The following is a 25,349-nucleotide window of genomic DNA, read 5'->3' as shown; positions in this document are numbered from 1 at the left end:
GCCCTCCCATGCCGCCCCCATCTTCCGCGCTCGCGCCCCTGCACCAACCAACCTTCCGCATGTTGTGGTGCACCTGGCTGATCGCCAACGTCTGCATGTGGATGAACGACGTCGCGGTGGCGTGGATGATGACGGCCATGACCACGTCCCCGGTCTGGGTGGCGCTGGTGCAGACCGCGTCTACGCTCCCGGTATTCCTGCTTGGCCTGCCCAGCGGCGCCCTGGCCGACATCCTTGACCGCCGCCGCTACTTCATCGCCACCCAGTTCTGGGTCGCGGCCGTGGCCGTGGTGCTGTGCGCGGTGGTGCTGTCCGGCGCCATCACGCCCACGCTGCTGCTGGTACTGACTTTCGCCAACGGCATCGGCCTGGCCATGCGCTGGCCTGTGTTTGCCGCCATCGTGCCGGAGCTGGTGCCGCGCGCGCAGCTGCCGGCGGCGCTCGCGCTTAACGGCGTGTCCATGAACGCATCGCGCATCGTCGGGCCGCTGCTGGCCGGCGCCCTGATCGCAGGCGCGGGCAGCGCCTCGGTGTTCGTGCTGAATGCCGTGCTGTCGGTGGTGTCCGGCTTTCTCATCATGCGCTGGCGCCGGGCTGCCGACCCTGCGCAGGCGAGCGAGGCGATGCACGCGACCCGGCGGGGCCTGTTGCGCTCCATGGGCGAGGGCCTGCGCTTCGTGGCAGGTTCCACGCGGATGAAGGCGGCGCTGGCGCGCATCTTCCTGTTTTTCTTCCATTCGACCGCCTTGCTGGCCTTGCTGCCGCTGCTGGCGCGCGGCTTGCACGGCGGCGCGGCCGGCACCTTTACCGTGCTGCTGGCGTGCATGGGTGCCGGCACCGTGGCGGCGGCGCTGCTGCTGCCGTCCTTGCGCCAGGCGCTCCCGCGCGGCGTGCTGGTCACCGGCAGCGCGCTGCTGCAATCGGCCACCATGCTGGCGGTGGCGCTGTCGCCCAGCGTCTATTTTGCCGCGCCGGTGATGTTCGTGGCCGGCATGGCGTGGATTTCCACCGCCAATGCGCTGATCCTGTCGGTGCAGATGGCCTTGCCCGACTGGGTAAGGGCGCGCGGCATGTCGATGTACCAGATGGCCATCATGGGCGCCAGCGCGGCAGGCGCCGCCTTGTGGGGCCAGCTCGCCGCGCTGAGCAGCGTGCCGGCCAGCCTGATGTGCGCCGCCGCCGCCGGCGCGCTAGCCATGCTGCTCGCACACCGTCTTCCAGACGCCGACCCCAACGCCGCACCTGACGCCGTACCTGCCGCCGCACCTGACGCAGCCCCCAACTAAGCCGAAAGCCACATCATGCAAACCAGTCTCCCAGGCCAGGAAGGCCAAACCGCGTCCCTCTCCCGTGGCCAGCGCGCCATGTGGTTCCTGTGGAACCTCAATCCGGACGGCGCCGAATACAACCTGCCCATGGCATGGTCCATCCGCGCCGACCTCGACGTGGACGCCTTGCAGGGCGCCATGCTGGACCTGGTGCAGCGCCATCCCGTGCTGCGCACCACCTACGCGGCACCGCACGGCGAACTGGTACAGCTGGTGCACCCGCAGGGCCGCTCCGGCCTGCAGCAGGTGGACGCCGCCGGCTGGGATCCGCAGCGCCTGCATGCCAGCCTCACCGAGGCCGCCCACCTGCCGTTCGACCTGAAGCACGGCCCGGTGTTCCGCAGCCACCTGTTTTCCACCGCGCCCGGCGAGCATGTGCTGCTGCTGAACAGCCATCACATCGCCACCGATACCTGGTCGCTGATCGTCATGATGGAAGAACTGGGCATGCTGTACCAGGCGCGCGTGGCCGGGAAAACGCCTGAGCTGCCGCCGCACAGCCTCTCCTACATTGACTACGTGGGCTGGCAGGACGAGCTGCTGGCATCGCCGCGCGGCGACGACCACTGGGCCTACTGGAAAAAGCAGCTGGCCGCACCGGCCAGCCTGGACCTGCCGACCGACCGCCCGCGTCCGCCGATCCAGAGCCACGCCGGCGCCGGTCACGCCTTCGAGCTGAACGCCGACGTCACGCGCCAGGTGCGCGCGCTGGCCAGGCAGGAAGGCGTGACCTTCTACACCGTGCTGCTGGCCGCCTTCTACGCGCTGCTGTACCGCTATACCGGGCAGGACGACCTGGCGGTTGGCTCGCCGCGCTTCGGCCGCCCGCCGGAAGGCTACGAGCGTACCGTGGGCTACTTCGCCAGCCCGTGCGCGCTGCGCATGCAATTGGCGGGCGACACGCCGTTCTCGCAATTCCTGCACCAGGTGCGCGAAGTGCTGGTGGGCGCCAAGGACCACCAGGATTTCCCGTTCCCGCTGCTGGTGGAAAAACTCGGCCTGCCGCGCGACATGAGCCGCAGTCCGGTGTTCCAGGTGGCCTTCACTTACCAGAAGGCGCAGCTGGCCCACATGCAGGGCCTGGCGGCCGCGCGCATGGGCCTGGCCGGCGCCAGGCTGGACCTGTCCGGCCTGCAGCTGGAATCCTATCCGCTGGAGCTGCACAGCGTGAAGTTCGACGTGGACTTCGTGGTGGAGGAGGTGGACGGCGCGCTGCGCGGCGTCTGCTGGTACAACACCGACCTGTGGGACCGGGACAGTATCGCCTACCTGGTGGAGCACTACCAGACCTTGCTGCTGGCCGCCACGCGGGCACCGCAGACGGCGCTGGAGCGCCTACCCATGCTCACGCCACGCGAGCACGAACTGGGCGCCGTGCGCAACGCCACCGACGCGCCGTTCCCCATGGCCTGCGTGCAGCGCCAGTTCGAGCAGCAGGCCGAGCGCGCGCCGTCCGCCGTCGCACTGCGCTTCGGCAGCGCAGCGCTGGGCTACGAAGAACTGAGCTACGGTGAGCTGAACCAGCGCGCCAACCGCCTGGCACGCCACCTGCTCGCGCAGGGGCTGAAGCAGGGAGAGCTGGTGGGGTTGAGCATGGAGCGCGGCCGTCCCGAGCTGGTGGTCGGCCTGATCGCCATCCTGAAGGCGGGCGGCGCCTATCTGCCGCTGGACCCGGACTACCCGCAGGACCGCCTGGCCTACATGCTCAAGGATGCATCGGTCGGCCTGCTGCTGACGCAGCAATCGCTGCGCGAGCGCCTGCCGGCGGGCGACGCGCGCGTGCTCTGCCTGGATACGGACTGGGAGTACGTCGCCAAGGAATCCGCCGCCAACCCGCCACTGATGTCGGGACCGGACGACCTGGTCTACGTAATCTACACCTCCGGCTCCACCGGGCGGCCGAAAGGCGTGATGCTGGAGCACCAGGGCCTGTCCAACATGGTGCACGCGATGGCGGCCGGCTTCCATGTCAGCCAGGACAGCCGCGTGCTGCAGTTCGCGTCCTTCAGCTTCGACGCGTCGGTGAGCGAAATCTTCACAGCGCTGTGCGTCGGCGCCAGCCTGTGCCTGGCGCCGAAAATGGACCTGATGCCGGGATCCGCGCTGGTCAACACCATCAACCGCCACGCCGTCACGGTGGTGACCTTGCCCCCGTCCGTGCTGGCGCTGCTGTCTCCGGCGGACCTGCCGACACTGCGTTCCGTGATCACCGCCGGCGAGCCATGCAACCTGGAGCTGGTGAAGCGCTGGAGCGCAGGCCGCCGCTTCATCAATGCCTACGGCCCGACCGAAACCACGGTCTGCGCCACCATGACTGTGCTGGCGCCGGACGCCGCATGCGTGAGCATCGGCCATCCGCTGCCCAACACCCGCCTGTACGTGCTGGACCCGCTGCTGCAACCGGTGCCGCGCGGCGTGGCGGGCGAGCTGTATATCGCCGGCGTGGGCCTGGCGCGCGGCTACCTGGGCCGCCCGGACCTGACCGAAGAACGCTTCGTGCCCAATCCCTTCGGCGCGCCGGGCGAGCGCATGTACAAGACCGGCGACCTGGCGCGCTACCTGCAGGACGGCAGCCTGGAGTTCCTGGGCCGCCTGGACCATCAGGTAAAGCTGCGCGGCTTCCGCATCGAACTGGGCGAGCTGGAAGCGGTCATCATGGAGCACGAGGCCATCCGCGAGTCGCTGGTCCTGGCCAGCCGCGACGCCGGCCAGGACCAGCGCCTGGTGGCGTACGCGATTCCGCACGAAGGCGCCGCCGTCACCACGGCCGCCATCCGTGCCCACATGCAGGGCAAGCTGCCGGAGTTCATGGTGCCTGCCGCCTTCGTGCTGCTGGACGCATGGCCGATGACGCCGAACGGCAAGATCGACCGCCGTGCGCTGCCCGCGCCGCCCGGCATGGCGGCGGACGCCGCCACTGCACCGCCGCGCGACCGCCTGGAGCAGCAGATTGCCGCCATCTGGCAGGAGGTGCTGAACCTGCCCGCAGTCGGCATCGACGACAGCTTCTTCGACGTCGGCGGCCACTCCCTGAGCCTGGTGGAAGTGGAAGTGCAGCTCGATGAAAAGCTGAACCTGACCGTGCCGACCATGGACTTGTTCCGTTTCCCCACCATCCGCTCGCTGGCCAACCACTTGCGCACCGCCTTGAGCGACGGCCAGGACCTGGACGCCCAGTTCCGCGAACGCAACCACGGCCCGCTGCGCAGCGTGCCGGCGGCAGCGGCGGGCACGGACATCGCCATTGTCGGCATGGCGGGCCGTTTCCCCGGCGCCGCCAGCGTCGACGAGCTGTGGGTGAACCTGCGCGACGGCGTGGACGCCATCTCCGACCTGAGCGACCAGCAACTGCTGGACGCCGGCGTGCCCCGCCACCTGCTGGACGATCCGCGCTACGTGAAGCGCAAGGGGGTGCTGGACGACGTGGCCTGCTTCGACGCGCCGTTCTTCGGCTACCCGCCGCGCGAAGCGCAGCTGATGGACCCGCAGCAGCGCCTGTTCCTGGAGCTGGGCTGGCAGGCGCTGGAACATGCAGGCTACAGCAGCGAAGGCTATGCGGGCCGCATCGGCGTGTACGGCGGCACCGGGCGCGCGGCGTATCTGCAGCACTTCCTCAATACGAATCCCGAGTCGGCGGCGGAACTGTTCCAGACCACCATCCTCAACGAGAAGGACTTCCTGTCCACACGCCTGGCGCACAAGCTGAACCTGCGCGGACCCGCGCTCACGGTGCAGACCGCGTGTTCCACCTCGCTGGTGGCGGTGCACATGGCTAGCCAGCAGCTGCAGATGGGCGATTGCGACATGGCGCTGGCGGGCGGCGTATCGCTTGAGGTCCCGCACGGCACCGGCTATCTCTACCAGGAAGGCCACATCCTGTCGCCGGACGGCCATTGCCGCGCCTTCGACGCGGGCGCCAGCGGCACGGTGCGCGGCAGCGGCGGCGCGCTGGTGGTGCTCAAGCGCCTGAGCGACGCGCAGCGCGACGGCGACACCGTCTGGGCCGTCATCAAAGGCTCGGCCATCAACAACGACGGCAGCCTGAAGGTCGGGTTCACCGCACCCAGCGTGAACGGCCAGGCCGAAGTGATCGAACAGGCGCTCCAGCGCGCGGGTGTGGATCCGCGCACCATCGGCCTGGTGGAGGCGCATGGCACCGCGACGCCGCTGGGCGATCCGATCGAGGTGGCGGCGCTGACGCAGGCCTACCGCAAATACACGGCGGACCGCGAATACTGCATGCTGGGTTCGGCCAAGGCGCACATCGGCCACCTGGACACGGCGGCCGGCGTGACGGGGCTGATCAAGGCGGCGCTGGCGGTGCACCACGGCGTGGTCCCGGCCATGCCGCACTTCCAGTCGCCCAATCCGAAGCTGGCGCTGGAGAGCAGTCCCTTCTTTGTCAACAAGGCGCTGGCGCCATGGCACGAGGTGGACATGCCGCGCCGCGCGGCGGTGAGCTCGTTCGGCATCGGCGGCACCAACGCGCACGTGATCCTGGAGCAGGCGCCCCAGGCCGCTGCGCCGGCGGCCGGCGGCGCGGCGGACGGCCTGGCGCAGCACGTACTGGCGCTGTCGGCCAAGTCAGCCACCGCGCTGGACGCCATGAGCGCACGGCTCGCAGACTACCTGCGCGCGCAACCCGGCGCCAACCTGGCCGACGTCGCCTACACACTGCAAACGGGCCGCGCGCAACTGGCGCACCGCCGCGCCGTCGTGTGCACCGACGCCGCCGGCGCGCTGGCGGCGCTGGATGCGATGGCCGGCGCACCGTCCGGCGCACCGTCCGGCGCGGAACTCGCGCTGTCCGGCGCAGCGGCTGCAGCGACCGCCGCCCCCGGCCCGCTCACCTTCCTGTTCCCGGGCCAGGGCCTGCAGCAGGTGAACATGGGCCGCGAGCTCTACGAAACCGTGCCGGAATTCCGCACGTGCGTGGACAAGTGCGCCGAACTGCTGCTGCCCATGCTGGGCCTGGACCTGCGCGCCTTGCTCTATCCCGAGCCGGAAGTGCAGGAGCAGGCGGCGCGCCAGCTGGCGCAGACCGCCATCACCCAGCCCGCCATGTTCGTGGTGGAATACGCGCTGGCGCGCCAGCTGATGCACTGGGGCGTGCAGCCGCAGGCGATGATGGGCCACAGCCTCGGCGAATACGTGGCGGCCTGCCTGGCCGGTGTGATGTCGTTGCCGGATGCGCTCAAGCTGGTTGCCGCGCGCGGCCAGCTGGTGCAGCAACTGCCCGCCGGCGCCATGCTGGCGGTTGAAGCCAGCGCCGCCGAAGTGCAGGTCTTCCTGGGCAATGGCGTGGACCTCGCCGTTGTCAACGGTCCGCGCGCCTGCGTGCTGGCCGGCACCATGGAAGGCATTGCCGCGCTGGCGGCGCCGCTGGCTGAAGCCGGCCTGCGCAGCAAGCGTATACCGGCTTCGCACGCCTTCCACTCCGCCATGCTGGGCCCGATACTGTCCCGGTTCGAGGCACTGTTCGCGGGCATTGCGCTGCACGCACCGCAAATCCCCTACGTCACCAACGTGACCGGCGATTGGGTGACGGCGGAGCAGGCCACGGACCCGGTCCACTGGGTGCGCCATATGCGCCACACGGTGCGCTTCGCGGATGGGCTGGAGCTGCTGCTGGACACGCCGGGTGGGGTCTACCTCGAAGTCGGCCCGGGCCAGGGCTTCAGTTCCATCATCCAGCGCCATCCGAAGAAGCACGGCGCACGCCTGGCCACGCCAACGCTGGCCGCCGCCGGCGGTTCGGACTGCGCCGCCGCGATGCAGAGCCTGGCGCGCTTGTGGATGAACGGTGTAACGCCCGACTGGCGCAAGCTGCATGGTGCCGCATCCCGCCGCCGGGTCGCCTTGCCGCCGTATCCGTTCGACCGCTACCGTTATTGGCCCGAGGCCGGCAACGGCGGGGCGCAGGCGTCGCCGCGCGCTGCAACCCGCTTCGAGCCGGTGTCGCGCGCCGAGCCGGCGCATGGGGCCGGCCTGCCGCGCCCCGGCGCGCCGCGCGACGCCTATGAGCTCGAAGTGGCCAAGGTGTTCGAAGAGATCCTGGGCGTCGGCTCGGTGCAAGCGGGCGATAATTTCTTCGACCTGGGCGGCAGCTCGCTGTCGTCGTTAAGCGTCATCATTCGCCTGGAACAGGCGTTCGATTGCAGCCTGGCCAACGCTGTGCTGATGGAGAACCCGACCGTGGAAGCGCTGGCGCAAGCCTTGCGCACCGGCCAGGCCTCGCGCGCCTCGCAGCTGATCGGCATGCGCAGCACCGGCAGCCTGCCGCCGGTGTTCTGCATCCACCCCTACGGCGGCCATACCATGGGCTACGTGGAACTGACGCGCGCCCTGGGCCCCGGCCAGCCGGTGTATGGCGTGCAGGCGCGCGGCCTGCAGGGCGAGGCCGCGCCGCTGCGCCGCATCGAAGAGATGGCTGCCGAGTACATCGCCCTGGTCAAGGCGCGCCAGCCGACCGGTCCCTACACCTTGGTCGGCCACTCCATGGGCGGCTGCATCGCCTACGAAATGGCGCACCAGTTGCGCGGCGCCGGGGAGGACGTCGCCATGCTGGCGCTGATCGACTCGCGCGCGCAGAACGCCAGCGCGCAGCCTTTGTACCGCAACGGCGCCTACGGCCAGATGGCCAGCAAGGACTGGCTGACCGACGACGCCGTGTTGCTCGGCATCCTGCTGCCCGCCATCAGCATGGACTGGGACAGCCTGCGCGGCGTGGCGGCGGACCAGCAGTGGCTGCACGTGCTGCAGGCGGCCAAGCAGCAAGGCCTGCTGCCGCCAGGGGCCGGGCAGGAGCAGGTGCGCCATATGCTCGCCGTGACCAGCGCCAACGACGAGGCGCTGCGCAGCTACGTCCCGCCGCGCCAGCAGCAGCCCGGCCGCTTGCCGGTGGTGCTGTTCAGCGGTGCGGAAGGCTTTGCCGGGCAGTTCGGCGAACCGGACCTCGGTTGGGGCGCGCTGCTGGCGGATGGGCTGGAGCAGATCGAGCTGCCCGGCAACCACCACAGCATCATGCTGGGCGCCAGCGCGCAGGCCATGGCGAAACGTCTGCAGGAAGGGCGGAAGGAAGCCTAAGCCGCGCGCAGCGCGTCCACGATCCGCATGCGCGCCGCACGCACTGCGGGGAGAAAACCGCCGATCAAGCCCATCACCAGAGAGAACAGTAAGGTCTTGATGATGATGGCGCCGTCCAGCTTGAAACCGAACGCCAGCTCCGAGAAGGACTGGAAATTGGTGGTGGAGAAGGACAGGAACTGCATGAACGACGCGAACACCAGTCCCACGGCGCCGCCCGCCAGCGCCAGCAGCATGGACTCGGTGAGGAAGGCGGCCAGGATGTTGCGCCGCTGGTAGCCCAGCGCGCGCAGCGTGCCGATTTCGCCGGTGCGGTTGGCCACCGAGGCGTACATGGTGATGGCCGCGCCTATCATCGCCCCGATGGAAAAGATGATGGACAGCGTCAACCCCAGGATGCTGATGAAGGTGGACAGGGCGCGCGACTGGTCCGAATAGAAGGTCTGCTCGCGCTTGGCTTCCAGCGTCAGGCGCTGGTCCGATTCGATGTCCTGCTTGAAGCGCTCGAACAGCGCGCTGCCGGCCAGCCGCAGCACGATGGACGAATAGCCGTTGCGGCGGAAGGCCTGCATCAGCTGGTCTGCGTCGCCCCAGATTTCGGAATCGAAGCCGCTGTTGCCGGCATCGAACAGGCCCACCACGGTCCATTCGCGCTGGCCGAAGCGCAGCATCTCGCCGATACCGGCGCCGGCAAAACGCTTGGCGATGCTTGCTCCGGCCACGATCTCCGACGCGCCCGGCCGGAACATGCGGCCGGCGCTCAGCTTCACCTGCGGCCGCAATACCAGCCCGCGCTGGTCTATGCCGCGTATCACCACGTTGGAAGGCTTGTCCGAGCCGCGCTTGAGCAGCGAAATGAGCACCACGGTCTCCTTCGAGATCATGGGCTGGCCGTCCGCGCCGAGCGCAATGGCGGCGTGGCTGGTGGCGATGTTGGCTTGCGCCCGGTCCACGCCGCTCTGCACTTCGCTTTCGGAGGAGCGGCGTATCAGGATCACGTTGTCGTACTCGCCGGTGGTGACCAGGGTGGTGCGCAAGCCTTCGTCCAGCATCAGCACGGTGGCGAACACGAATACCACCAGCGCCAGCCCGCCGGCAGTGAGCACGGTGGTCAGGCGCCGCGCCCACAGGTTGCGCGCGATGTAGGAGAGCGGGATGCGCATCAGCCTATGCTCCTCAGCCCGTCCACGATGTTCACGTGCACCGCGCGCAGGGTGGGCGCCACGCCCGCCACCGCGCCGATCAGCAGTGCCGCCACGGCCTGCAGCAGCAGGGTAAGGGGCGCCACCTGGAACACCGGGAACATGGTGCCCATGGCCGAACCGATGATGGACGCCAGCGGGAATAGCAGGGCGATGCCGAGCGCCGCCCCGAACACGGACAGCAGCAGCGACTCGCCGAAGATCAGCGCCGCCAGGTAGCCTGGGCCGAAGCCCAGCACCTTCAAAGTAGCGTACTCGCCCAGCCGCTCGCGCGCGCTCATGGCCATGGTGTTGGCCATCACCGCCATGATGATGATGATCACCACGAAGGACACCACCCGCACCGCCACCACGATGGCTTCGGACATCGAGACGAAGCCGAGCTGGAAGGCTTTCTCGGTTTCGGTCAGCGTTTCGGCCAGGGAGTTGCGGAACTGGCTGTCGATCATGTTCGAGACGGCGGCGGCGTCCTCGGCGCGGGCGATGCGCACCACGTACACGCCCACCTGGTTGGCGCGGCGCGGGTAAATTTTCTTCAGGCCCTCGTTCACGTAGTCCCAGTGGAAGAACATGGTGGCGGTGTTGGTCGATTCCTGCCTGCCGTCGTAGATGCCGCGGATGACGAATTCCCACTGGCCGGGATAAATGGTGCCCTTGATGGGGATGGTGTCGCCCACCTTGAAGCCGTACTGCCTGGCCAGCTTGCGGCCGACGATGGCGCCCTTGCGGTCGCGCAGGAAGGCGGCGCGCTGCTCCTCGGGCAGCAGGTAGTCGGGGTAGATGTCCAGGTAGCTCTGGCCGGAGATGGCGAATTGCGCGAAGAAGTTCTTTGGGTCCTTGTACACGCCGCCGAACCAGTTGGCGTAGCCCACGCCGGTCACGCCGTCCACGGCGCGGATGCGGGCCTGGTAGGCCAGCGGCAGCGGGAATACCAGCGAGGTGGCGTTGCGCGTGACCAGCGTGGTGTTGGACGCGCCCTCGGCTCCCGCGTACCACGCGTCCACCACGGTTTGCAGCAGGCCGAAGGAGAGCGTGGCCACCACCAGCCCGAGCACCGTAAGCGCGGTGCGCAGCTTGTGGCGCAGGGCGTTCTTGACGATCAGCTTGAGCAGGTACATGGCGCGCCGCCTAGGCCGCGTCGGCGATCAGTTCGCCTTTTTCCAGGTGGATCAGGGTGCGCGCCTGCTGCGCCGCGCTGGCGTCGTGGGTGACCATGATGATGGTCTTGCCCAGCTCGCGGTTCAGCTGCTGCATCAGCGCCAGCACGTCGCCGGCGGACTGGCGGTCCAGGTCCCCGGTGGGTTCGTCGGCCACGATCAGCGTCGGGTCGGTGACGATGGCGCGCGCGATCGCCACGCGCTGCTGCTGGCCGCCGGACAACTCGTTGGGCGTGTGGTCCATGCGGTCCGACAGGCCCACCATGGACAGGGTCAGCTCCACGCGCTCGCGCCGTTCGCGGCGGGAAAGGGGCGTGAGCAGCAGCGGCAGTTCCACGTTTTCGAACGCGTTCAGGACCGGCATCAGATTGTAGAACTGGAAGATGAAGCCCACGTTGGCCGCGCGCCAGTGCGCCAGGTCGGTCTCGGACATGGCGGCGATGTCCAGGCCGTCCACCCGCAGCACGCCGGAATCCGGCTTGTCGATGCCGGCGATCAGGTTCAGCAGGGTGCTTTTGCCGGAACCGGAGGGCCCCATCAGCGCGGTGAAGTCGCCGGCCTGGATGTCGAGGGTGATGTCGGTCAGCACCGGCACGTGCTGTCCGCCGCGCTGGTAGGACTTGACCAGGTGCTCGATGTGCACCAGCCCTTCCTTGCCGGCGGCCGTCATTTGTTCGCCACCGCGACGGGCTGGCCGTCGTGCAGCCTGGCGTCCGGATTGGACACCACTTTGTCGCCCGGCTTCACGCCTTTCACCTCCACCAGCTCGCCCACCTTGCGGCCGCTGCTCACGGGCACTTGGCGCACTTTGCCGTCCGCCACCACGAACACCACCGGCTTGCCGTCGCGCGTGGCGATGGCTGCCGGCTGCACCGCCGTCACGGGCGCCTTGTCCCCGGCCGGCACCGGCTTGGAGAGAAAGGCCACCTTGGCGCTCATGTCCGGCAGCACGCGCGCGTCGCGGTCGATGAAGCGCACCTTCACCAGCAAGGTCGCCTTGCTGCGGTCCACGGTCGGCACCGTGCGCGACACCACGCCGGCCAGGCGCAGCTCCGGGAAGGCGTCGAGCTGGATTTCGGCCGGTTGGTCCACACTGATCTTGGACAGGCTGGATTCGGACACGTCGGCCTCCACCTCCAGCGTGTCCATGTCGGCGATGGTTACCACCGCGCCCTTGCTGTCGGCGGCGGACGAGAAGGGCGTGATGTTGTCGCCCACGTTGGCGCTCTTGGTCAGGATCACGCCGTCGAAGGGGGCGCGGATTACTGTCTGGTCCAGCGCCACCTGGGCCGACTGCGCGTTGGCCTGCGCCGCAGCGATGGCCGCGCGCTGCGCCGCGATGGCGGCCTTGGCCTTGTTGTAGCGCGCCTGCGCCGTATCGTAGCTGGCCGCTGCGATGAACTTCTGTGCCAGCAGCTCGCCGGCGCGCTGGTAGGCGTGCTGCGCGTCCTGCAGTTCGGCCTGGCCCTGTTCCAGGTTGGCCTGCGCCACCTTGATGTTGGCCTGCGCCTGGCCCAGCGTGGCGCTCACGTCGCGGTTCTCCAGCCGCGCGATGATCTCGTCCTTCTTCACGCGCGAGCCTTCCAGCACGCCCAGCCACTCCAGGCGTCCGGTGGCCTTGGACGACAGCGCCGCCTTGCGTTGCGCCACCACGTAGCCGGTGGCGTTGAGCAGCGTGTAGTTCTGCGACGGATAGGCCTGCGACACGGTCACGGTTTCCACGTCCGCCTTGCCGCCCGCCTGGCGGCTGATGAGTAAGCCGGCCGCCGCCAGCGCCAGCACCGCCACGACGATCCCGAGCCACTTGCGGCGGCGTGCGCGCTGCCCCGGCACCTGCGCCGTGGCGCCACGCTCTATCTTCAGTCTGGACAGGTCGGACGGAGTGGACATTGCTAGCCTCGTGGGTCGAATTGTTGCCAGTATAGCCAGTTGGCGGCGCCGCGTGCTGCCGTGCGCGTGGACTCGTCAGTTTTCAATATGATAAGTAGCCTGACCATCACGGGAAGGGGATTGCCATGCCTGTCCTTATATTGTTGCGCGCGCTGTTGCTGGCGCCCGCGCTGCTGGCGCCGCTTGCGGCCCAGGCCGCGCCGCAGTACAAAGTCACCTTGCTGGGCACGGGCGGGGGCCATTTCGGACACCATTCCATCAGTGAGAACGGTATCGTCGCCGGCAGCTACTGGGACGATGGCACCGGGCGCCGCTACGGCTACACCTGGCGCGACGGCGTGCTGAGCACGTTCGAGGCGCCGCCGCACAACGGCGTTTTTGTCCAGGGCGTCAACAACAGCGGCACCGTCGTGTTCTCGGCCTACGATGGTCCGGGCAGCTACTACCATGCTTATACCTACGCCGGCGGCGTGGTCACGGCGCTGCCGGAACAGGCCGGCGGGCTCAGCAGCTTTGGCTATGCCATCAACAATGCCGGAACAGTGGTCGGCAACGGGCTGGCTTTACCGCCGAACCTTGCCGACGCCACGCTCATGGCCATCAACAACAACGGCATGGCGACCGGCGTCGGCCCCAGCGGCGCCATCCTGACCGATGGCACGCAAACGGTGGCCATCAATCCGGCCGGCTGGCACAACATCACCCCCTTCGGCATCAACGACGCGGGCGCCGTGGTCGGCGTGGCCGAGCGGGACGGCGAGCAGGCCTCGCGCAGTTTCCTGTTCCAGGACGGCGTCATGACCGACATCGGTTTTTCCCATCCGACGGGGATGATAGCCTTGGATGTCAACAATCTCGGCATGGTGGTGGGCAACAGCCTGGGGCTGGACGGCGCCGCCTACCTCTACATGAGCGGCCAGGTGCATACCCTGAACAGCCTGATCGATCCGGCGTATGGCCTGACCATTACCGTGGCGAACGCGATCAATGACCAGGGCCAGATCGCGGGCCAGGCCTGCGGCCCGCTCAACGGCTGCGCGCCGGTCTTGCTGTCGCCGGTGCCCGAGCCGGGCAGCTGGCTGATGCTAGGCGCGGGGCTGGCTATGGTGGGCGTGCTCGGCCGCCGCCGGCAACGGTAGCAGGCTGCGCCGTCCCGCCTCCAGGATCGCCGCGCTCAGGCGCTCCAGCTTGGGCGACTGCACGCGCCAGGTGTGCCAGTGCAGCGCTACGTCGGTGAATTTGCCGGGTGCCAAATCGAGCAGGGCGCCGCTGGCCAGGCGGTCGCCGAATTGCTGCTCGGCCACCATGCCGTAGCCCAGGCTCAGATCGATGCAGCGCAGGAAGCTTTCGTTGGCCGGGATGTAGTGGCAGGGATGGCTGCCCGGCAGCAGGCCGAATTCGCGCTGCATGAAGTTCGATTGCAGCAAGTCCTTGCGGTCGAACACCATCATCGGCGCCGCCAGCGCAGCCTGGCGGCTCAGGCCATCCGGGAACCAGCGCGCGGCGAAGGCGGGCGTGGCCATCATGCGGTAGCGCATCACGCCCAGCGGCTGGGCCACGCAGCCGCGCATCGGCTGCGCCTCGGTGGAGATGGCCGCCAGCGCCTGGCCGCGCTCCATCAGCGTGTAAGTGTGGTCCTGGTCGTCCAGCGACAGGTCGAGCAGGATGTTTTCCCTGATCAGGAAAGGCGCCAGGCCGGGCAGCAGCCAGGTGCCCAAGGTGTCGTTGTTGACGGCCAGCGGCACGCTGAGCGGGCGCGCGTCCTCTTCCTGCATGGCGGACAGGAATTCATCCTCCAACAACTTGCTGCGGCGTAGGTATTGCGCCAGGCGCTGGCCGGCGCTGGTGGGGCGGCAGGGCCGGCTGCGGATCACCAGCGGCGTCCCCAGCGCCGCTTCCATGGCGCTGACCCGTTGCGACACGGCCGAGGCGGTCACGTGCAGCAGCGCGGCGGCCTGCTCGAAGCTGCCGGTGTCGATGATGGCGAGCAGGGCGTCGGCCTGGCGGGTGTCGGGCAGCATGGCAGTCTCCAGATTAGCAATTCTTAAGTATCCTGAAGAATATTAATCCAGCTTCATCTTGCGCGGCAAGCCCCGGAAAATGGCGCATCTCCACTTAACAGCGAGCTTGCCATGTTCACTCCGCACGTCTTCCTCAACGGCATGGGCCTCGGTGCCAGCCTCATCATGGCGATCGGCGCCCAGAACGCCCATGTGCTGCGCGTCGGCGTGCGCCGCCAGCACGTGGCGGTCACGGTGGCCACCTGCATCCTGGTCGACGTGCTGCTGATTGGCGCCGGGGTGGCCGGCATGGGCGCGCTGATCCAGGACTCGCCGCTGTTGATGGGCTTGGCGCGCTGGGGCGGGGCGGCCTTCCTGGTCTGGTACGGCCTGCGCAGCTGGGCCTCCATGCTGCGCGCGGACGCGCTGCAGGTGCAGGCCGGCGCCGTGCCGCCCAGCCTGCAGCGCGCGCTGGTCAGCGTGCTGGCGCTGTCCCTGCTCAATCCCCACGTCTACCTGGACACGCTGGTGCTGCTGGGCACCCTGGGCGGCAACTACCCCGAGCACCAGCGCGCCAGCTTTGCGGTGGGCGCCATGACGGCCTCGCTGCTGTGGTTCACCGCGCTGGGCTTCGGCGCCAGCCGCCTGTCCAGCGCTTTCCAGCGCCCCCTGGTGTGGAAGGGCATCGAAGCGCTGACCGGCTGCATCATGCTGGCGCTGGCGGCCGGCCTGGTGCTGCAGTGAAGGCGCCGTGGCTCACGCCGACGGTATCGAGCTGATCGGCGCCAGCACCACCTCCGTACTGATCTGAGGCGGGCCGCCGGCGCGGCGGCCGCAAGCGGGGAATGCGGGGCTAAGGTAAAATCTTGCCCCATGCCTAATACAACGCCCCTCCCAGCCGCCATCTTGCAAGCGCTGGACCGTGCCGACGCCTCCTGGCGTCCGGTCCTGCTGCGCGGCCTGGAAGCGATGGCGGCGGCCGATCCGGCCTATTTGCCGGCGCTGGCCACCGACCAGTACCTGCCCACCGAACTGCGCCTGTTCGCCGCCTTCCAGCTGCCGCTGGACCGGGTGCGCTACGTGCTGGTGGGCGAGGGCCCGTATCCGCGCGCGGAAAGCGCCACCGGCGTCTGCTTCATGGACGGTGCCGTCAAGGGCTTGTGGTCGGACGAGCAGGGCGGCGGCCTGTCCAAGCCGGTCAACAAGGCCACTTCGCTGCGCAACTTCATGAAAATGCTGCTGGTGGCGGACGGCCAGCTGTCGGCCGACAACACCGCCGGCACGGCGCTGGCCGCCGTCGCCGCCCAGGCGCGCAGCGCGCCCGGCGCCACCCAGACCCTGGCCGAGATCCAGCACAAGCTTACGGGCCACGGCTTTTTGCTGCTGAACGCCTCGCTGGTGTTCCGCCCCCACGTGGCGCCGGCAAAAGATGCCAAGGCCTGGCTGCCGTTTTTCGAGACGGTGATTGCAGCTTTGAAAGATGGGCAGCCGACGCTGGTGCTGTGGGGGAAAATCGCCGAGCAGCTGAACCGCTTGCCCGTGGTGCAGGCGCTGCCGCAGATCGTGGCCGAGCACCCATATAACCTGTCCTTCATCGGCAACCGCGACATGCACGCCCTGTTCGGGCCGCTTCGCCTGCTGCGTGCTTGAGGGGAACAGAGAGGAACAGAGGGGAAGCAAGGCGCTTGCCAGGGGTGCCTGACAAAATTGGTCAAGTTTGGTATACTTGACTAAATCGTTCAACTAATCGGTGTTTTGATTGGCTGAAAGGAACGATATTTTAACCGAACCGAGGTTGTGATGCGTCTGACCACCAAAGGCCGTTTTGCAGTGACTGCGATGATCGATCTGGCTTTGCGCCAAGGCAAAGGCCCCGTCACGCTGTCGGGCATTTCGCAGCGCCAGGCCATTTCGCTGTCTTACCTGGAGCAGCTGTTCGGCAAGCTGCGCCGCCACGAGATCGTCGAGTCGATCCGCGGCCCGGGCGGCGGCTACAGCCTGGCCCGCCGCGCCGACAAAGTGACGGTGGCCGACATCATCATCGCCGTCGACGAGCCGCTGGACGCCACCCAGTGCGGCGGCAAGGAAAACTGCCACGGGGCGGACGCCGCCACCGGCGCGCGGTGCATGACCCACGAGCTGTGGGCCACATTGAATGAAAAGATGGTCGATTACCTGGACTCCGTATCGCTGCAGGATCTGGTCGATCAACAAAGGCAAAAGCACGCCGAGCAGGCCGTGGTGGTAATGCACCGCAACGCCGCTGTCGGTTAATAGATTCGCAGTACGCAGATACGCTGATTGGAGTAATAGATGAACGCCCCAGAAAAAAACGTCGCCCAGGTAGCACCGGTTGAGTTCAAGACCGCGCCGCACTTCCCGATCTATATGGACTACTCGGCCACCACGCCGATCGACCCGCGTGTGGCCGACATGATGATCCCTTACCTGCGCGAGCAGTTCGGCAATCCGGCCTCGCGCAGCCATATGTACGGCTGGACCGCCGAGAAAGCGGTGGAAGAGGCGCGCGGCCACGTGGCGGCCCTGGTGAACGCCGATCCGCGCGAAATCATCTGGACCTCCGGCGCCACCGAGTCGAACAACCTGGCCATCAAGGGCGCGGCGCAGTTCTACAAGACCAAGGGCAAGCACATCATCACCGTGAAGACCGAGCACAAGGCCGTGCTGGACACGGTGCGCGAACTGGAACGCGTGGGCTTCGAAGCCACCTACCTGGAACCGCAGGACAACGGCCTGATCACCATCGCCCAGCTGGAAGCGGCGATCCGCCCGGACACCATCCTGATCTCGGTCATGCTGGTCAATAACGAGATCGGCGTGATCCAGCCGATCGACGAGATCGGCGCCCTGTGCCGCTCGAAAGGCATCATTTTCCACTGCGACGCCGCGCAAGCGACCGGCAAGGTGGTGATCGACCTGCAAAAGACCAAGGTCGACCTGATGACCTTCACCGCCCACAAGACCTACGGCCCGAAAGGCATCGGCGCGCTGTACGTCTGCCGCAAGCCGCGCGTGCGCATCGAGGCGCAAATGCACGGCGGCGGCCACGAGCGCGGCCTGCGCTCCGGCACCCTGCCTACCCACCAGATCGTGGGCATGGGCGAAGCGTTCCGCCTGGCCAAAGTGGAAATGGACAGCGAGATCGCGCGCATCAAGGCGCTGCGCGACCGCCTGGCCGCCGGCCTGCAGGACATCGAAGAAACCTACATCAACGGCGACATGGAACACCGTGTCCCGCACAACCTGAATGTGAGCTTCAACTACGTGGAAGGCGAATCGCTGATCATGGCCGTGAAAGACCTGGCCGTATCGTCCGGTTCGGCCTGCACCTCGGCGTCGCTGGAACCGTCCTACGTGCTGCGCGCCCTGGGCCGCAGCGACGAACTGGCGCACAGCTCCATCCGCTTTACCATCGGCCGTTTCACCACCGAGAAGGATATCGACTTCGCGGTGGAACTGATGAAGTCCAAGGTCGGCAAGCTGCGCGAACTGTCGCCGCTGTGGGACATGTTCAAGGAAGGGATCGACATCAATTCGATCCAATGGGCAGCGCACTAATTTAAAGATTACAGGAGCATCAAAATGGCATACTCGGAAAAAGTGTTGGACCACTACGAAAATCCACGCAACGTCGGCGCCTTTGAAAAGGGCGACGAATCGGTCGGCACCGGCATGGTGGGCGCGCCCGCCTGCGGCGACGTGATGAAGCTGCAAATCAAGGTCGGCGCCGATGGCCTGATCGAAGATGCGAAATTCAAGACCTATGGCTGCGGCTCGGCGATCGCCTCGTCCTCGCTGGTGACCGAATGGGTCAAGGGCAAGACGCTCGACCAGGCGCTGGCCATCAAGAACACCGCGATCGCCGAAGAACTGGCGCTGCCGCCGGTGAAGATCCACTGCTCCATCCTGGCCGAAGACGCCATCAAGGCGGCGGTTGAAGACTACAAGGCCAAGCACGCGGCACCAGTGGCAGCAGCGGCTTAATCGCCGGAGGACAGCATGGCAATTACCCTGACCGAAAAAGCGGCAAAGCACATCAACCGTTACATCGAACGCCGCGGCAAAGGTATCGGCCTGCGCTTCGGCGTGCGCACCACGGGCTGCTCCGGTCTGGCCTACAAGCTGGAGTACGTGGACGAAGTGACGGACGAGGACAGCGTGTTCGAGTCGCACGGCGTGAAGGTGTTCGTCGACCCGAAAAGCCTGCCGTACATCGATGGCACCGAGCTGGACTTCGCCCGCGAAGGCCTGAACGAGGGCTTCAAGTTCAACAACCCGAACGAAAAAGACGCCTGCGGCTGCGGCGAAAGCTTCCGTATTTAAATCCGCAGTTTCTTCGTAATGCGCCGTGCAAAACCACTTCGAACTTTTCCACCTGCCGCAGCAATTCGCCGTCGATACGGGGGCGCTTGACAGCGCCTACCGCGACGTCCAGGGCCGCGTCCATCCCGACCGTTTCGTCAACGCCACCGACGCCGAAAAGCGCGTCGCCATGCAATGGGCCACGCGGGCCAACGAAGCCTACCAGACCCTGAAAAACCCGCAAAAGCGCGCCCAGTACCTGTGCGAGCTCAATGGCGTGGACCTGCAGACCGAGTCCAACACCGCCATGCCGGCGGCCTTCCTCATGCAGCAGATGGAATGGCGCGAAGAGCTGGACGAGGCGCGCAGCGGCAAGGACCTGGAACTGCTGGAGAAGCTGGACAGCCAGCTGCGCGCGGCGCGCAAGCAGCAATTGCAGGACATCGAAGCCCGCATCACGGCAGGCGACTTCCACGCCGCCGCGCAAGGCGTGCGCGCCCTGATGTTCCTTGAAAAATTCGGCGAAGAAGTGCGCTTCACCTTCGACGCCCTGGAATCCTAAAAAAAAATGGCCTTACTGCAGATTTCCGAACCCGGCATGTCGACCGCGCCGCACCAGCACCGGCTGGCGGTGGGTATCGACCTGGGCACCACCAATTCGCTGGTCGCCACCGTGCGCAACAGCATTCCTGAAGTGCTCAACGACGAAGAGGGCCGCCCGCTGCTGCCGTCCGTGGTGCGCTACCTGCCGAACGGCCACGCCAACATCGGCTACAAGGCGCAAGCGGCGCAGACCACGGACCCGAAGAACACCATCGTGTCCGTCAAGCGCTTCATGGGCCGTGGCCTGAAGGATATCGCCTACGCCGAGAACCTGCCTTACGATTTTGTCGATGCGCCCGGCATGGTGCAGCTGAAGACCGTGGCCGGCGTGAAGTCGCCGGTGGAAACCTCCGCGCAAATCCTGGCCACCCTGCGCCAGCGCGCTGAAGACTCGCTGGGCGACGACCTGGTGGGGGCCGTGATCACCGTGCCGGCCTACTTCGACGACGCGCAGCGCCAGGCCACCAAGGACGCGGCCCAGCTGGCCGGCCTGAACGTGCTGCGCCTGCTGAGCGAGCCGACCGCCGCCGCCATCGCCTATGGTTTGGACAACGCTTCCGAAGGCATCTTCGCCGTGTACGACCTGGGCGGCGGCACCTTCGACATCTCGATCCTGAAATTGTCCAAGGGCGTGTTCGAAGTGCTCTCCACCGGCGGCGACTCCGCACTGGGCGGCGACGACTTCGACCACCGCCTGTTCTGCTGGATCCACGAGCAGGAAAAGCTGGCCCCGCTGTCCGACGAGGACACCGCCGTGCTGATGGTGAAAGCGCGCGAAGCGAAGGAACTGCTGTCCACCAAGTCCGAAGTGACGGTGGACGCCGTGCTGGGCTCGGGCGAGGAAGTGCACCTGAAAGTGACGGCCGAAACCTTCGCCGAGATCACCAAGCACCTGGTCGGCAAGACCATGAACGCCATCCGCAAAGCACTGCGCGACGCCAACGTGGACGCGGACGACGTGGACGGCGTGGTGATGGTGGGCGGCGCCACGCGCATGCCGCACGTGCAGCGCGCCGTGAGCGAGTATTTTCACACCATCCCGCATGCCAACATCGATCCGGACAAAGTGGTGGCGCTGGGCGCCGCCATCCAGGCCAATCTGCTGGCCGGCAACCGCGCGCCGGGCGACGACTGGCTGCTGCTGGACGTGATCCCGCTGTCGCTGGGCATAGAAACCATGGGTGGCCTGGTCGAAAAGATCATCCCGCGCAACTCCACCATTCCTTGCGCCCGCGCGCAGGAGTTCACCACCTTCAAGGACGGCCAGACCGCCCTGGCCGTGCACGTGCTGCAGGGCGAGCGCGAACTGGTGACCGACTGCCGTTCGCTGGCGCGCTTCGAGCTGCGCGGCATTCCGCCGATGGCGGCCGGAGCTGCGCGCATCCGCATCACCTACCAGGTCGATGCGGACGGCCTGCTGTCCGTGTCGGCGCGTGAACTGCGCTCCGGCGTGGAAGCGTCGATCTCGGTCAAGCCGTCCTACGGCCTGGGCGACGACGACGTGGCGCGCATGCTGCAGGACTCCTACAAGTCCGCCGACGTGGACATGAAGGCGCGCGCCCTGCGCGAAGAGCAGGTGGAAGCCGAACGCATCCTGCTGGCCACCCAGTCCGCGCTGGACGAGGACGCCACGCTGCTGGACGCCGCCGAGCGCGCCGACGTGGACGCGCTGATGGCGCAGACGCGCGCCGTGCTGGCGCAGTCCTCTGCCGGCGAGGTAGACCACCAGGCTGTCAAGCTGGCCGTGGAAGCCCTGGCGCGCGGCACCGAAGAATTCGCATCGCGCCGCATGGACCGCAGCGTGCGCAGCGCACTGGCCGGCAAGTCGCTGGACCAGGTAGTTTAAAGTTAAGGATCGCAATGCCCCAAATCGTATTCCTCCCCCACGCCAAGCTGTGCCCTGAAGGCGCCGTTGTCGAAGCTCCCGCCGGCAAAACCCTGTGCGACGTCATGCTGGAAAATGACATCCACATCGAACACGCCTGCGAGAAGAGCTGCGCCTGCACCACGTGCCACGTACTGGTGCGCGAAGGCTTCAATTCGCTGAGCGAAGCCAGCGAAACCGAAGAAGACCTGCTGGACAAAGCCTGGGGCCTGGAAGCGGTATCGCGCCTGTCGTGCCAGGCGGTGGTGGCGGACGAAGACCTGGTGGTCGAAATTCCGAAGTACACCATCAATCACGCCAGCGAAGGCGGGCACTGAGGAGCGCAGCATGAAATGGAGTGACATCACGGCCATCGCCGAAGCGCTGTACGACAAATTCCCGGACACCGATCCGGCCATGATCCGTTTCACCGACCTGCATAACAAGGTGGTGGACCTGGACGGTTTCGACGACGACCACACCCGTGGCGGCGAGAAGGTCCTGGAAGCGATCCAGCAGGCGTGGATCGATGAAGCAGCCTAAGACCGCAAAACCAGCGAAGACCTCAGCGCTGGGCGACACCGTCACGGCTGCGGCCAACATGCCCGAAGTCCGCGAAGGCCAGTCCGTGGCCTTGCTGCAGGAACTGCACATCCTCACGCGCGACGGCAAGCTCAATCAGGACAGCCGCCGCAAGCTCAAGCAGGTCTATCACCTGTACCAGTTCATCGAGCCGCTGCTGAAGGAAGTCCAGGCAGAGCACCCCGGGGTATCGCTGGTCGACCATGGCGCAGGCAAGTCCTACCTCGGCTTCATCATCTACGATCTGTTCTTCAAGCACCTGGAAGACGGTTCGCACATCTACGGCATCGAAACGCGTGCCGAGCTGGTGGCGCGCTCGCAGGAGCTGGCGGCCAGATTCGGTTTCAAGGGCATGTCCTTCCTGCCGCTGTCCGTGGCCGAATCGACCGAGTCGAAAGACCTGCCGGAACAAATCGACATCGTCACCGCGCTGCACGCTTGCAACACCGCCACTGACGACGCCATCGCCTTCGCGCTGAAGAAGAAGGCCAGGTTCATGGTGCTGGTGCCGTGCTGCCAGGCCGAGGTGGCCACGGTGCTGAAGAAGAACAAGGCCAAGCAGCTGAAAAGCCCGCTGACCGAAATCTGGCGCCACCCCATCCACACGCGCGAATTTGGCAGCCAGGTCACCAACGTGCTGCGCTGTCTGCAACTGGAAGCGCACGGCTACCATGTGAACGTGACGGAGCTGGTGGGCTGGGAGCACTCGATGAAAAATGAACTCATCATCGCCAGCTACAAAAACCTGCCGCGCCGCCGCCCGACGGAGCGCTTGCAGGAAGTGCTGGAGACGCTGGGACTGGAAGAAATGGGCAACCGCTTCTTTGCCGAGCAGGTGGCGCGCGCCGACGCCGCCGTGTGATGCACGCGCGGCGGGTTACGCAGCTGCGCTGCTAACCCGCCCTACGAGATGCCGCACCTGCACCGCTACAATCCGTAGGGCGGGTTAGCGCGTAGCGCGTAACCCGCCGTATCCGCCGCAATGCCCACCGGAGCAAACATGAACCAGCCCTGGACAGACCTTCGCAGTGACACCGTAACCCGCCCCAGCCCAGCCATGCTGGACGCGATGCGCGCCGCCGACACCGGCGACGACGTCTACGGCGATGACCCCACGGTCAACCTGCTGCAGGACACCGCCGCCGAACTGTTCGGCTTCGAAGCGGCCCTGTACGCGCCTTCCGGCACCCAGTCCAACCTGATCGCGCTGCTGGCCCACTGCGGCCGCGGCGACGAATACCTGGTCGGCCAGGAAGCGCACACCTACCGCTACGAAGGCGGCGGCGCGGCGGTCCTCGGCAGCATCCAGCCGCAGCCGCTGCCCAACCAGGCCGACGGCAGCATCGCCCTTGCCGACATCGAAGCCAACATCAAGCCGGACGACGTGCACTTCGCCCGTTCGCGCCTGCTGGCGCTGGAAAACACCATCGGCGGCCGCGTGCTGCCAGCGGCCTACGTGGCGCAAGCCACCGCCTACGCGCACCAGCGCGGCCTGGCCACCCACCTGGACGGCGCCCGCATCTGCAACGCCGCCGTGCAGCAGGGGGTAAGCCTGCGCGACGCGGTGCAGGGTTTCGACAGCGTCTCCGTCTGCCTGTCCAAAGGGCTGGGTGCCCCGGTCGGCTCGGTGCTGTGCGGTTCGCGCGCGCTGGTGGAAGAGGGCAAGCGCTGGCGCAAGATGCTGGGCGGCGGCATGCGCCAGGCCGGCGTCATCGCCGCGGCCGGCCTGTACGCGCTGCAGCACAACGTGGCCCGGCTGGCCGAGGACCACGCCAACGCCGCCTTCCTGGCCGCCGAACTGGCGAAAATCCCCGGCCTGAAGGTCAGCACGCCGCAAACCAACATCTTCTACGTGGACGTGCCGCCGCAGCACACGGCCGGCCTGCAGGCAGCCCTGCAGGCTGCGCACATCCGCGTTTCCATGGCGCCGCGCCTGCGCCTCGTCACCCATCTCGACGCGCCGCGCGCCGGCCTCGAACGCACGGCCGCCGTCTTTGCGGCCTATTTCAGCAAACTATGACAGAACAAGACAACACCGTCCGCCTCGCCAAGCGCGTCGCGGACATGCTCCCATGCTCGCGCCGCGAGGCCGAGCTGTACATCGAAGGCGCCTTCGTGCGCGTGGACGGCGAACTGGTGGAAGAGCCGGGCGCGCGTGTCGCCCCGGAGCAGACCGTGGAGCTGGCCAAGGACGCCACCTTGCTTGAGATCGCGCCGGTCACCATCCTGCTGAACAAGCCGGCGGGCATCAGCGCCGGCATCGACAAGGAAGGCCAGCCCGTATTCAGCCTGCTGAGCGAAGCGACGCGCGCCGAGTCCGCGCGCGGCGAGCGCTTCCTCAAGCGCCACCTGGCTAACCTGTCGCTGGAATCGCCGCTGGAAACCATGGCCAGCGGCCTGGTGGTGCTGACGCAGGACTTCCGCATCACGCGCAAGCTGGGCGAAGGGCTGGAGCAGGAAATCATCGTGGAAGTGGAGGGCAGCATTGCCGACAATGGTTTGGCGCTGCTGAACCACGGCCTGCCCTACAACGGCAAGCCGCTGCCGCCGATCAAGGTCAGCTGGCAAAACGAGAAGCGCCTGCGCTTCGCGCTGAAGTCGCCCAAGCCGGGCCAGATCCAGCACATGTGCAAGCTGGTGGGCTTGAAGGTGGTGGCCATGAAGCGCATCCGCATCGGCCGCATCGCCATGTCCAGCCTTCCGGTGGGCGAATGGCGCTACCTGCAGGGCTTCGAGCGCTTTTAAGCCGCCTTGGCGGCCTTGGCTTTTTTCTCAGGCTTGGGCAGCTGCACCAGGCGGGTGCCGGCCAGGCGGTCGTGCAGGAACTGGCGGTCCTTGCCGAGGAAAGCCGTCAGCGACCAGACCAGGATGCCGGCGCCGATGGCGTTCAGCGCTTGCCAGCGGCTCAGGCCGAAGGCGTAGTCCACCACCAGGGCAGGCAGCACCCAGCCCCAGCTCAGCAAGTAGCGCAGCGCGGCGATCTTGGGCGGCACGTGGGCGTGGCCCGGCAGGACCACTTTGATGCGCCAGGTGCGCATGGCCAGGGTCTGGCCTTCGCGCACCCATTGGTGGATGAAGTAGACACCCAGCACCAGGAAGGCCAGCATCTGGCGCATGTGCTCGGCCACTGGCGTGTGCGATGCGCCGGAGACGATTTCAAAGATCAGGAAGGGCAGGAACAGCACGGCGAACGCCAGCAGCAGTTCGTACACCATGGAGATCAGGCGGCGCTTGACGGTCGGCGTCGGCTGGGCAGGCAGGATGGCGGCGGCCGGCTGGTTCGCCGCGTTCGCGCGTGCCGCATTCTTGCTCAT

General features: G+C 67.2%; 21 protein-coding genes and 1 pseudogene. 16 read left to right on the top strand and 6 right to left on the bottom strand.

All coding sequences use genetic code 11. From position 1 onward, the window contains the following. Positions 1-8 precede the first annotated feature (8 nt). Positions 9-1,265 (top strand): annotated as a pseudogene (locus ASC94_RS31040) (MFS transporter); the annotation flags it as partial. A 36-nt stretch (positions 1,266-1,301) separates the two neighbouring features. Then, positions 1,302-8,414 (top strand): hybrid non-ribosomal peptide synthetase/type I polyketide synthase, encoded by a 7,113-nt coding sequence (locus tag ASC94_RS31035; RefSeq protein ID WP_082616950.1) that lies wholly within the window; start codon positions 1,302-1,304, stop codon positions 8,412-8,414. On the opposite strand, the gene ASC94_RS31030 is transcribed toward ASC94_RS31035, so the two are convergent. From ASC94_RS31030 to ASC94_RS31015, 4 genes are read right to left on the bottom strand one after another with little or no spacing between them, the layout of a single operon-like run. Further along, positions 8,411-9,577, bottom strand: coding sequence for an ABC transporter permease (locus tag ASC94_RS31030; protein ID WP_056405244.1), 1,167 nt, complete (start codon positions 9,575-9,577; stop codon positions 8,411-8,413). The two genes, ASC94_RS31035 and ASC94_RS31030, sit on opposite strands and share 4 nt — an antisense overlap. Beyond that, complete coding sequence (locus tag ASC94_RS31025) at positions 9,577-10,734, bottom strand: ABC transporter permease (protein WP_056405242.1); 1,158 nt, start codon at positions 10,732-10,734, stop codon at positions 9,577-9,579. The genes ASC94_RS31030 and ASC94_RS31025 overlap by 1 nt, the downstream gene beginning before the upstream one ends. Positions 10,735-10,744: 10 nt before the next feature. Beyond that, complete coding sequence (locus tag ASC94_RS31020; protein WP_056405240.1) at positions 10,745-11,443, bottom strand: ABC transporter ATP-binding protein; 699 nt, start codon at positions 11,441-11,443, stop codon at positions 10,745-10,747. After that, the gene (locus ASC94_RS31015) at positions 11,440-12,663 is read right to left on the bottom strand and encodes an efflux RND transporter periplasmic adaptor subunit (protein ID WP_056405236.1); all 1,224 of its coding nucleotides are present in this window, start codon (positions 12,661-12,663) and stop codon (positions 11,440-11,442) included. Before ASC94_RS31015 ends, ASC94_RS31020 begins: the two co-directional genes overlap by 4 nt. Before the next feature lie 125 nt (positions 12,664-12,788). Between ASC94_RS31015 and ASC94_RS31010 the strand changes: the two genes are divergently transcribed. Further along, positions 12,789-13,802: an HAF repeat-containing PEP-CTERM protein gene (locus ASC94_RS31010; protein WP_082616973.1), complete on the top strand. Its 1,014-nt coding sequence runs from the start codon at positions 12,789-12,791 to the stop codon at positions 13,800-13,802. On the opposite strand, the gene argP is transcribed toward ASC94_RS31010, so the two are convergent. After that, complete coding sequence (gene argP, locus ASC94_RS31005) at positions 13,749-14,684, bottom strand: HTH-type transcriptional regulator ArgP (RefSeq protein WP_056405233.1); 936 nt, start codon at positions 14,682-14,684, stop codon at positions 13,749-13,751. The genes ASC94_RS31010 and argP overlap by 54 nt on opposite strands. A 111-nt stretch (positions 14,685-14,795) precedes the next feature. Between argP and ASC94_RS31000 the strand changes: the two genes are divergently transcribed. From ASC94_RS31000 to ASC94_RS30940, 13 genes are all read left to right on the top strand, one after another. Further along, positions 14,796-15,407, top strand: coding sequence for a LysE/ArgO family amino acid transporter (locus ASC94_RS31000; RefSeq protein ID WP_056405230.1), 612 nt, complete (start codon positions 14,796-14,798; stop codon positions 15,405-15,407). A gap of 129 nt (positions 15,408-15,536) precedes the next feature. Beyond that, a complete protein-coding gene (locus tag ASC94_RS30995; RefSeq protein ID WP_056405228.1) occupies positions 15,537-16,313 on the top strand; it encodes a hypothetical protein in 777 nt (258 codons plus the stop codon). Positions 16,314-16,463: 150 nt separating this feature from the next. Continuing rightward, positions 16,464-16,937, top strand: coding sequence for a Fe-S cluster assembly transcriptional regulator IscR (gene iscR, locus ASC94_RS30990; protein WP_056405225.1), 474 nt, complete (start codon positions 16,464-16,466; stop codon positions 16,935-16,937). Positions 16,938-16,976: 39 nt separating this feature from the next. Beyond that, on the top strand, positions 16,977-18,242 hold the full coding sequence (locus ASC94_RS30985; protein WP_056405223.1) for an IscS subfamily cysteine desulfurase: 1,266 nt from the start codon (positions 16,977-16,979) through the stop codon (positions 18,240-18,242). 24 nt (positions 18,243-18,266) lie between these two features. Continuing rightward, positions 18,267-18,668, top strand: coding sequence for a Fe-S cluster assembly scaffold IscU (iscU, locus tag ASC94_RS30980; RefSeq protein ID WP_056405221.1), 402 nt, complete (start codon positions 18,267-18,269; stop codon positions 18,666-18,668). Between the two features lie 15 nt (positions 18,669-18,683). After that, on the top strand, positions 18,684-19,007 hold the full coding sequence (iscA, locus tag ASC94_RS30975; protein ID WP_056405219.1) for an iron-sulfur cluster assembly protein IscA: 324 nt from the start codon (positions 18,684-18,686) through the stop codon (positions 19,005-19,007). A 25-nt stretch (positions 19,008-19,032) separates the two neighbouring features. After that, positions 19,033-19,548 (top strand): Fe-S protein assembly co-chaperone HscB, encoded by a 516-nt coding sequence (gene hscB, locus ASC94_RS30970; protein WP_056405217.1) that lies wholly within the window; start codon positions 19,033-19,035, stop codon positions 19,546-19,548. A gap of 6 nt (positions 19,549-19,554) precedes the next feature. Then, positions 19,555-21,435, top strand: a complete 1,881-nt coding sequence (gene hscA / locus ASC94_RS30965; protein WP_056405214.1) for a Fe-S protein assembly chaperone HscA — start codon at positions 19,555-19,557, stop codon at positions 21,433-21,435. Between the two features lie 14 nt (positions 21,436-21,449). Further along, entirely contained in the window at positions 21,450-21,791 is a 342-nt protein-coding gene (fdx, locus tag ASC94_RS30960; protein WP_056405212.1) for an ISC system 2Fe-2S type ferredoxin, read from the top strand. A 10-nt stretch (positions 21,792-21,801) separates the two neighbouring features. Beyond that, the gene (gene iscX, locus ASC94_RS30955; protein ID WP_056405211.1) at positions 21,802-21,996 is read left to right on the top strand and encodes a Fe-S cluster assembly protein IscX; all 195 of its coding nucleotides are present in this window, start codon (positions 21,802-21,804) and stop codon (positions 21,994-21,996) included. Further along, on the top strand, positions 21,983-22,897 hold the full coding sequence (locus tag ASC94_RS30950) for an SAM-dependent methyltransferase (protein ID WP_082616949.1): 915 nt from the start codon (positions 21,983-21,985) through the stop codon (positions 22,895-22,897). The genes iscX and ASC94_RS30950 overlap by 14 nt, the downstream gene beginning before the upstream one ends. Positions 22,898-23,035: 138 nt before the next feature. Next, positions 23,036-24,055 carry a low-specificity L-threonine aldolase gene (gene ltaE, locus ASC94_RS30945; RefSeq protein WP_082616948.1) on the top strand — a complete coding sequence of 340 codons (1,020 nt, stop codon included), beginning with the start codon at positions 23,036-23,038 and terminating at the stop codon, positions 24,053-24,055. After that, entirely contained in the window at positions 24,052-24,780 is a 729-nt protein-coding gene (locus ASC94_RS30940; protein ID WP_056405206.1) for an rRNA pseudouridine synthase, read from the top strand. The genes ltaE and ASC94_RS30940 overlap by 4 nt, the downstream gene beginning before the upstream one ends. Here ASC94_RS30940 and ASC94_RS30935 read toward each other — a convergent pair. Continuing rightward, positions 24,777-25,349, bottom strand: coding sequence for an RDD family protein (locus ASC94_RS30935; protein WP_082616947.1), 573 nt, complete (start codon positions 25,347-25,349; stop codon positions 24,777-24,779). The two genes, ASC94_RS30940 and ASC94_RS30935, sit on opposite strands and share 4 nt — an antisense overlap.

Source organism: Massilia sp. Root418, assembly GCF_001425265.1.
GTDB lineage: Bacteria > Pseudomonadota > Gammaproteobacteria > Burkholderiales > Burkholderiaceae_D > Rugamonas.
The sequence above is the reverse complement of the archived record's forward strand: the minus strand, read 5'-3'. Positions and strand labels throughout refer to the sequence as shown.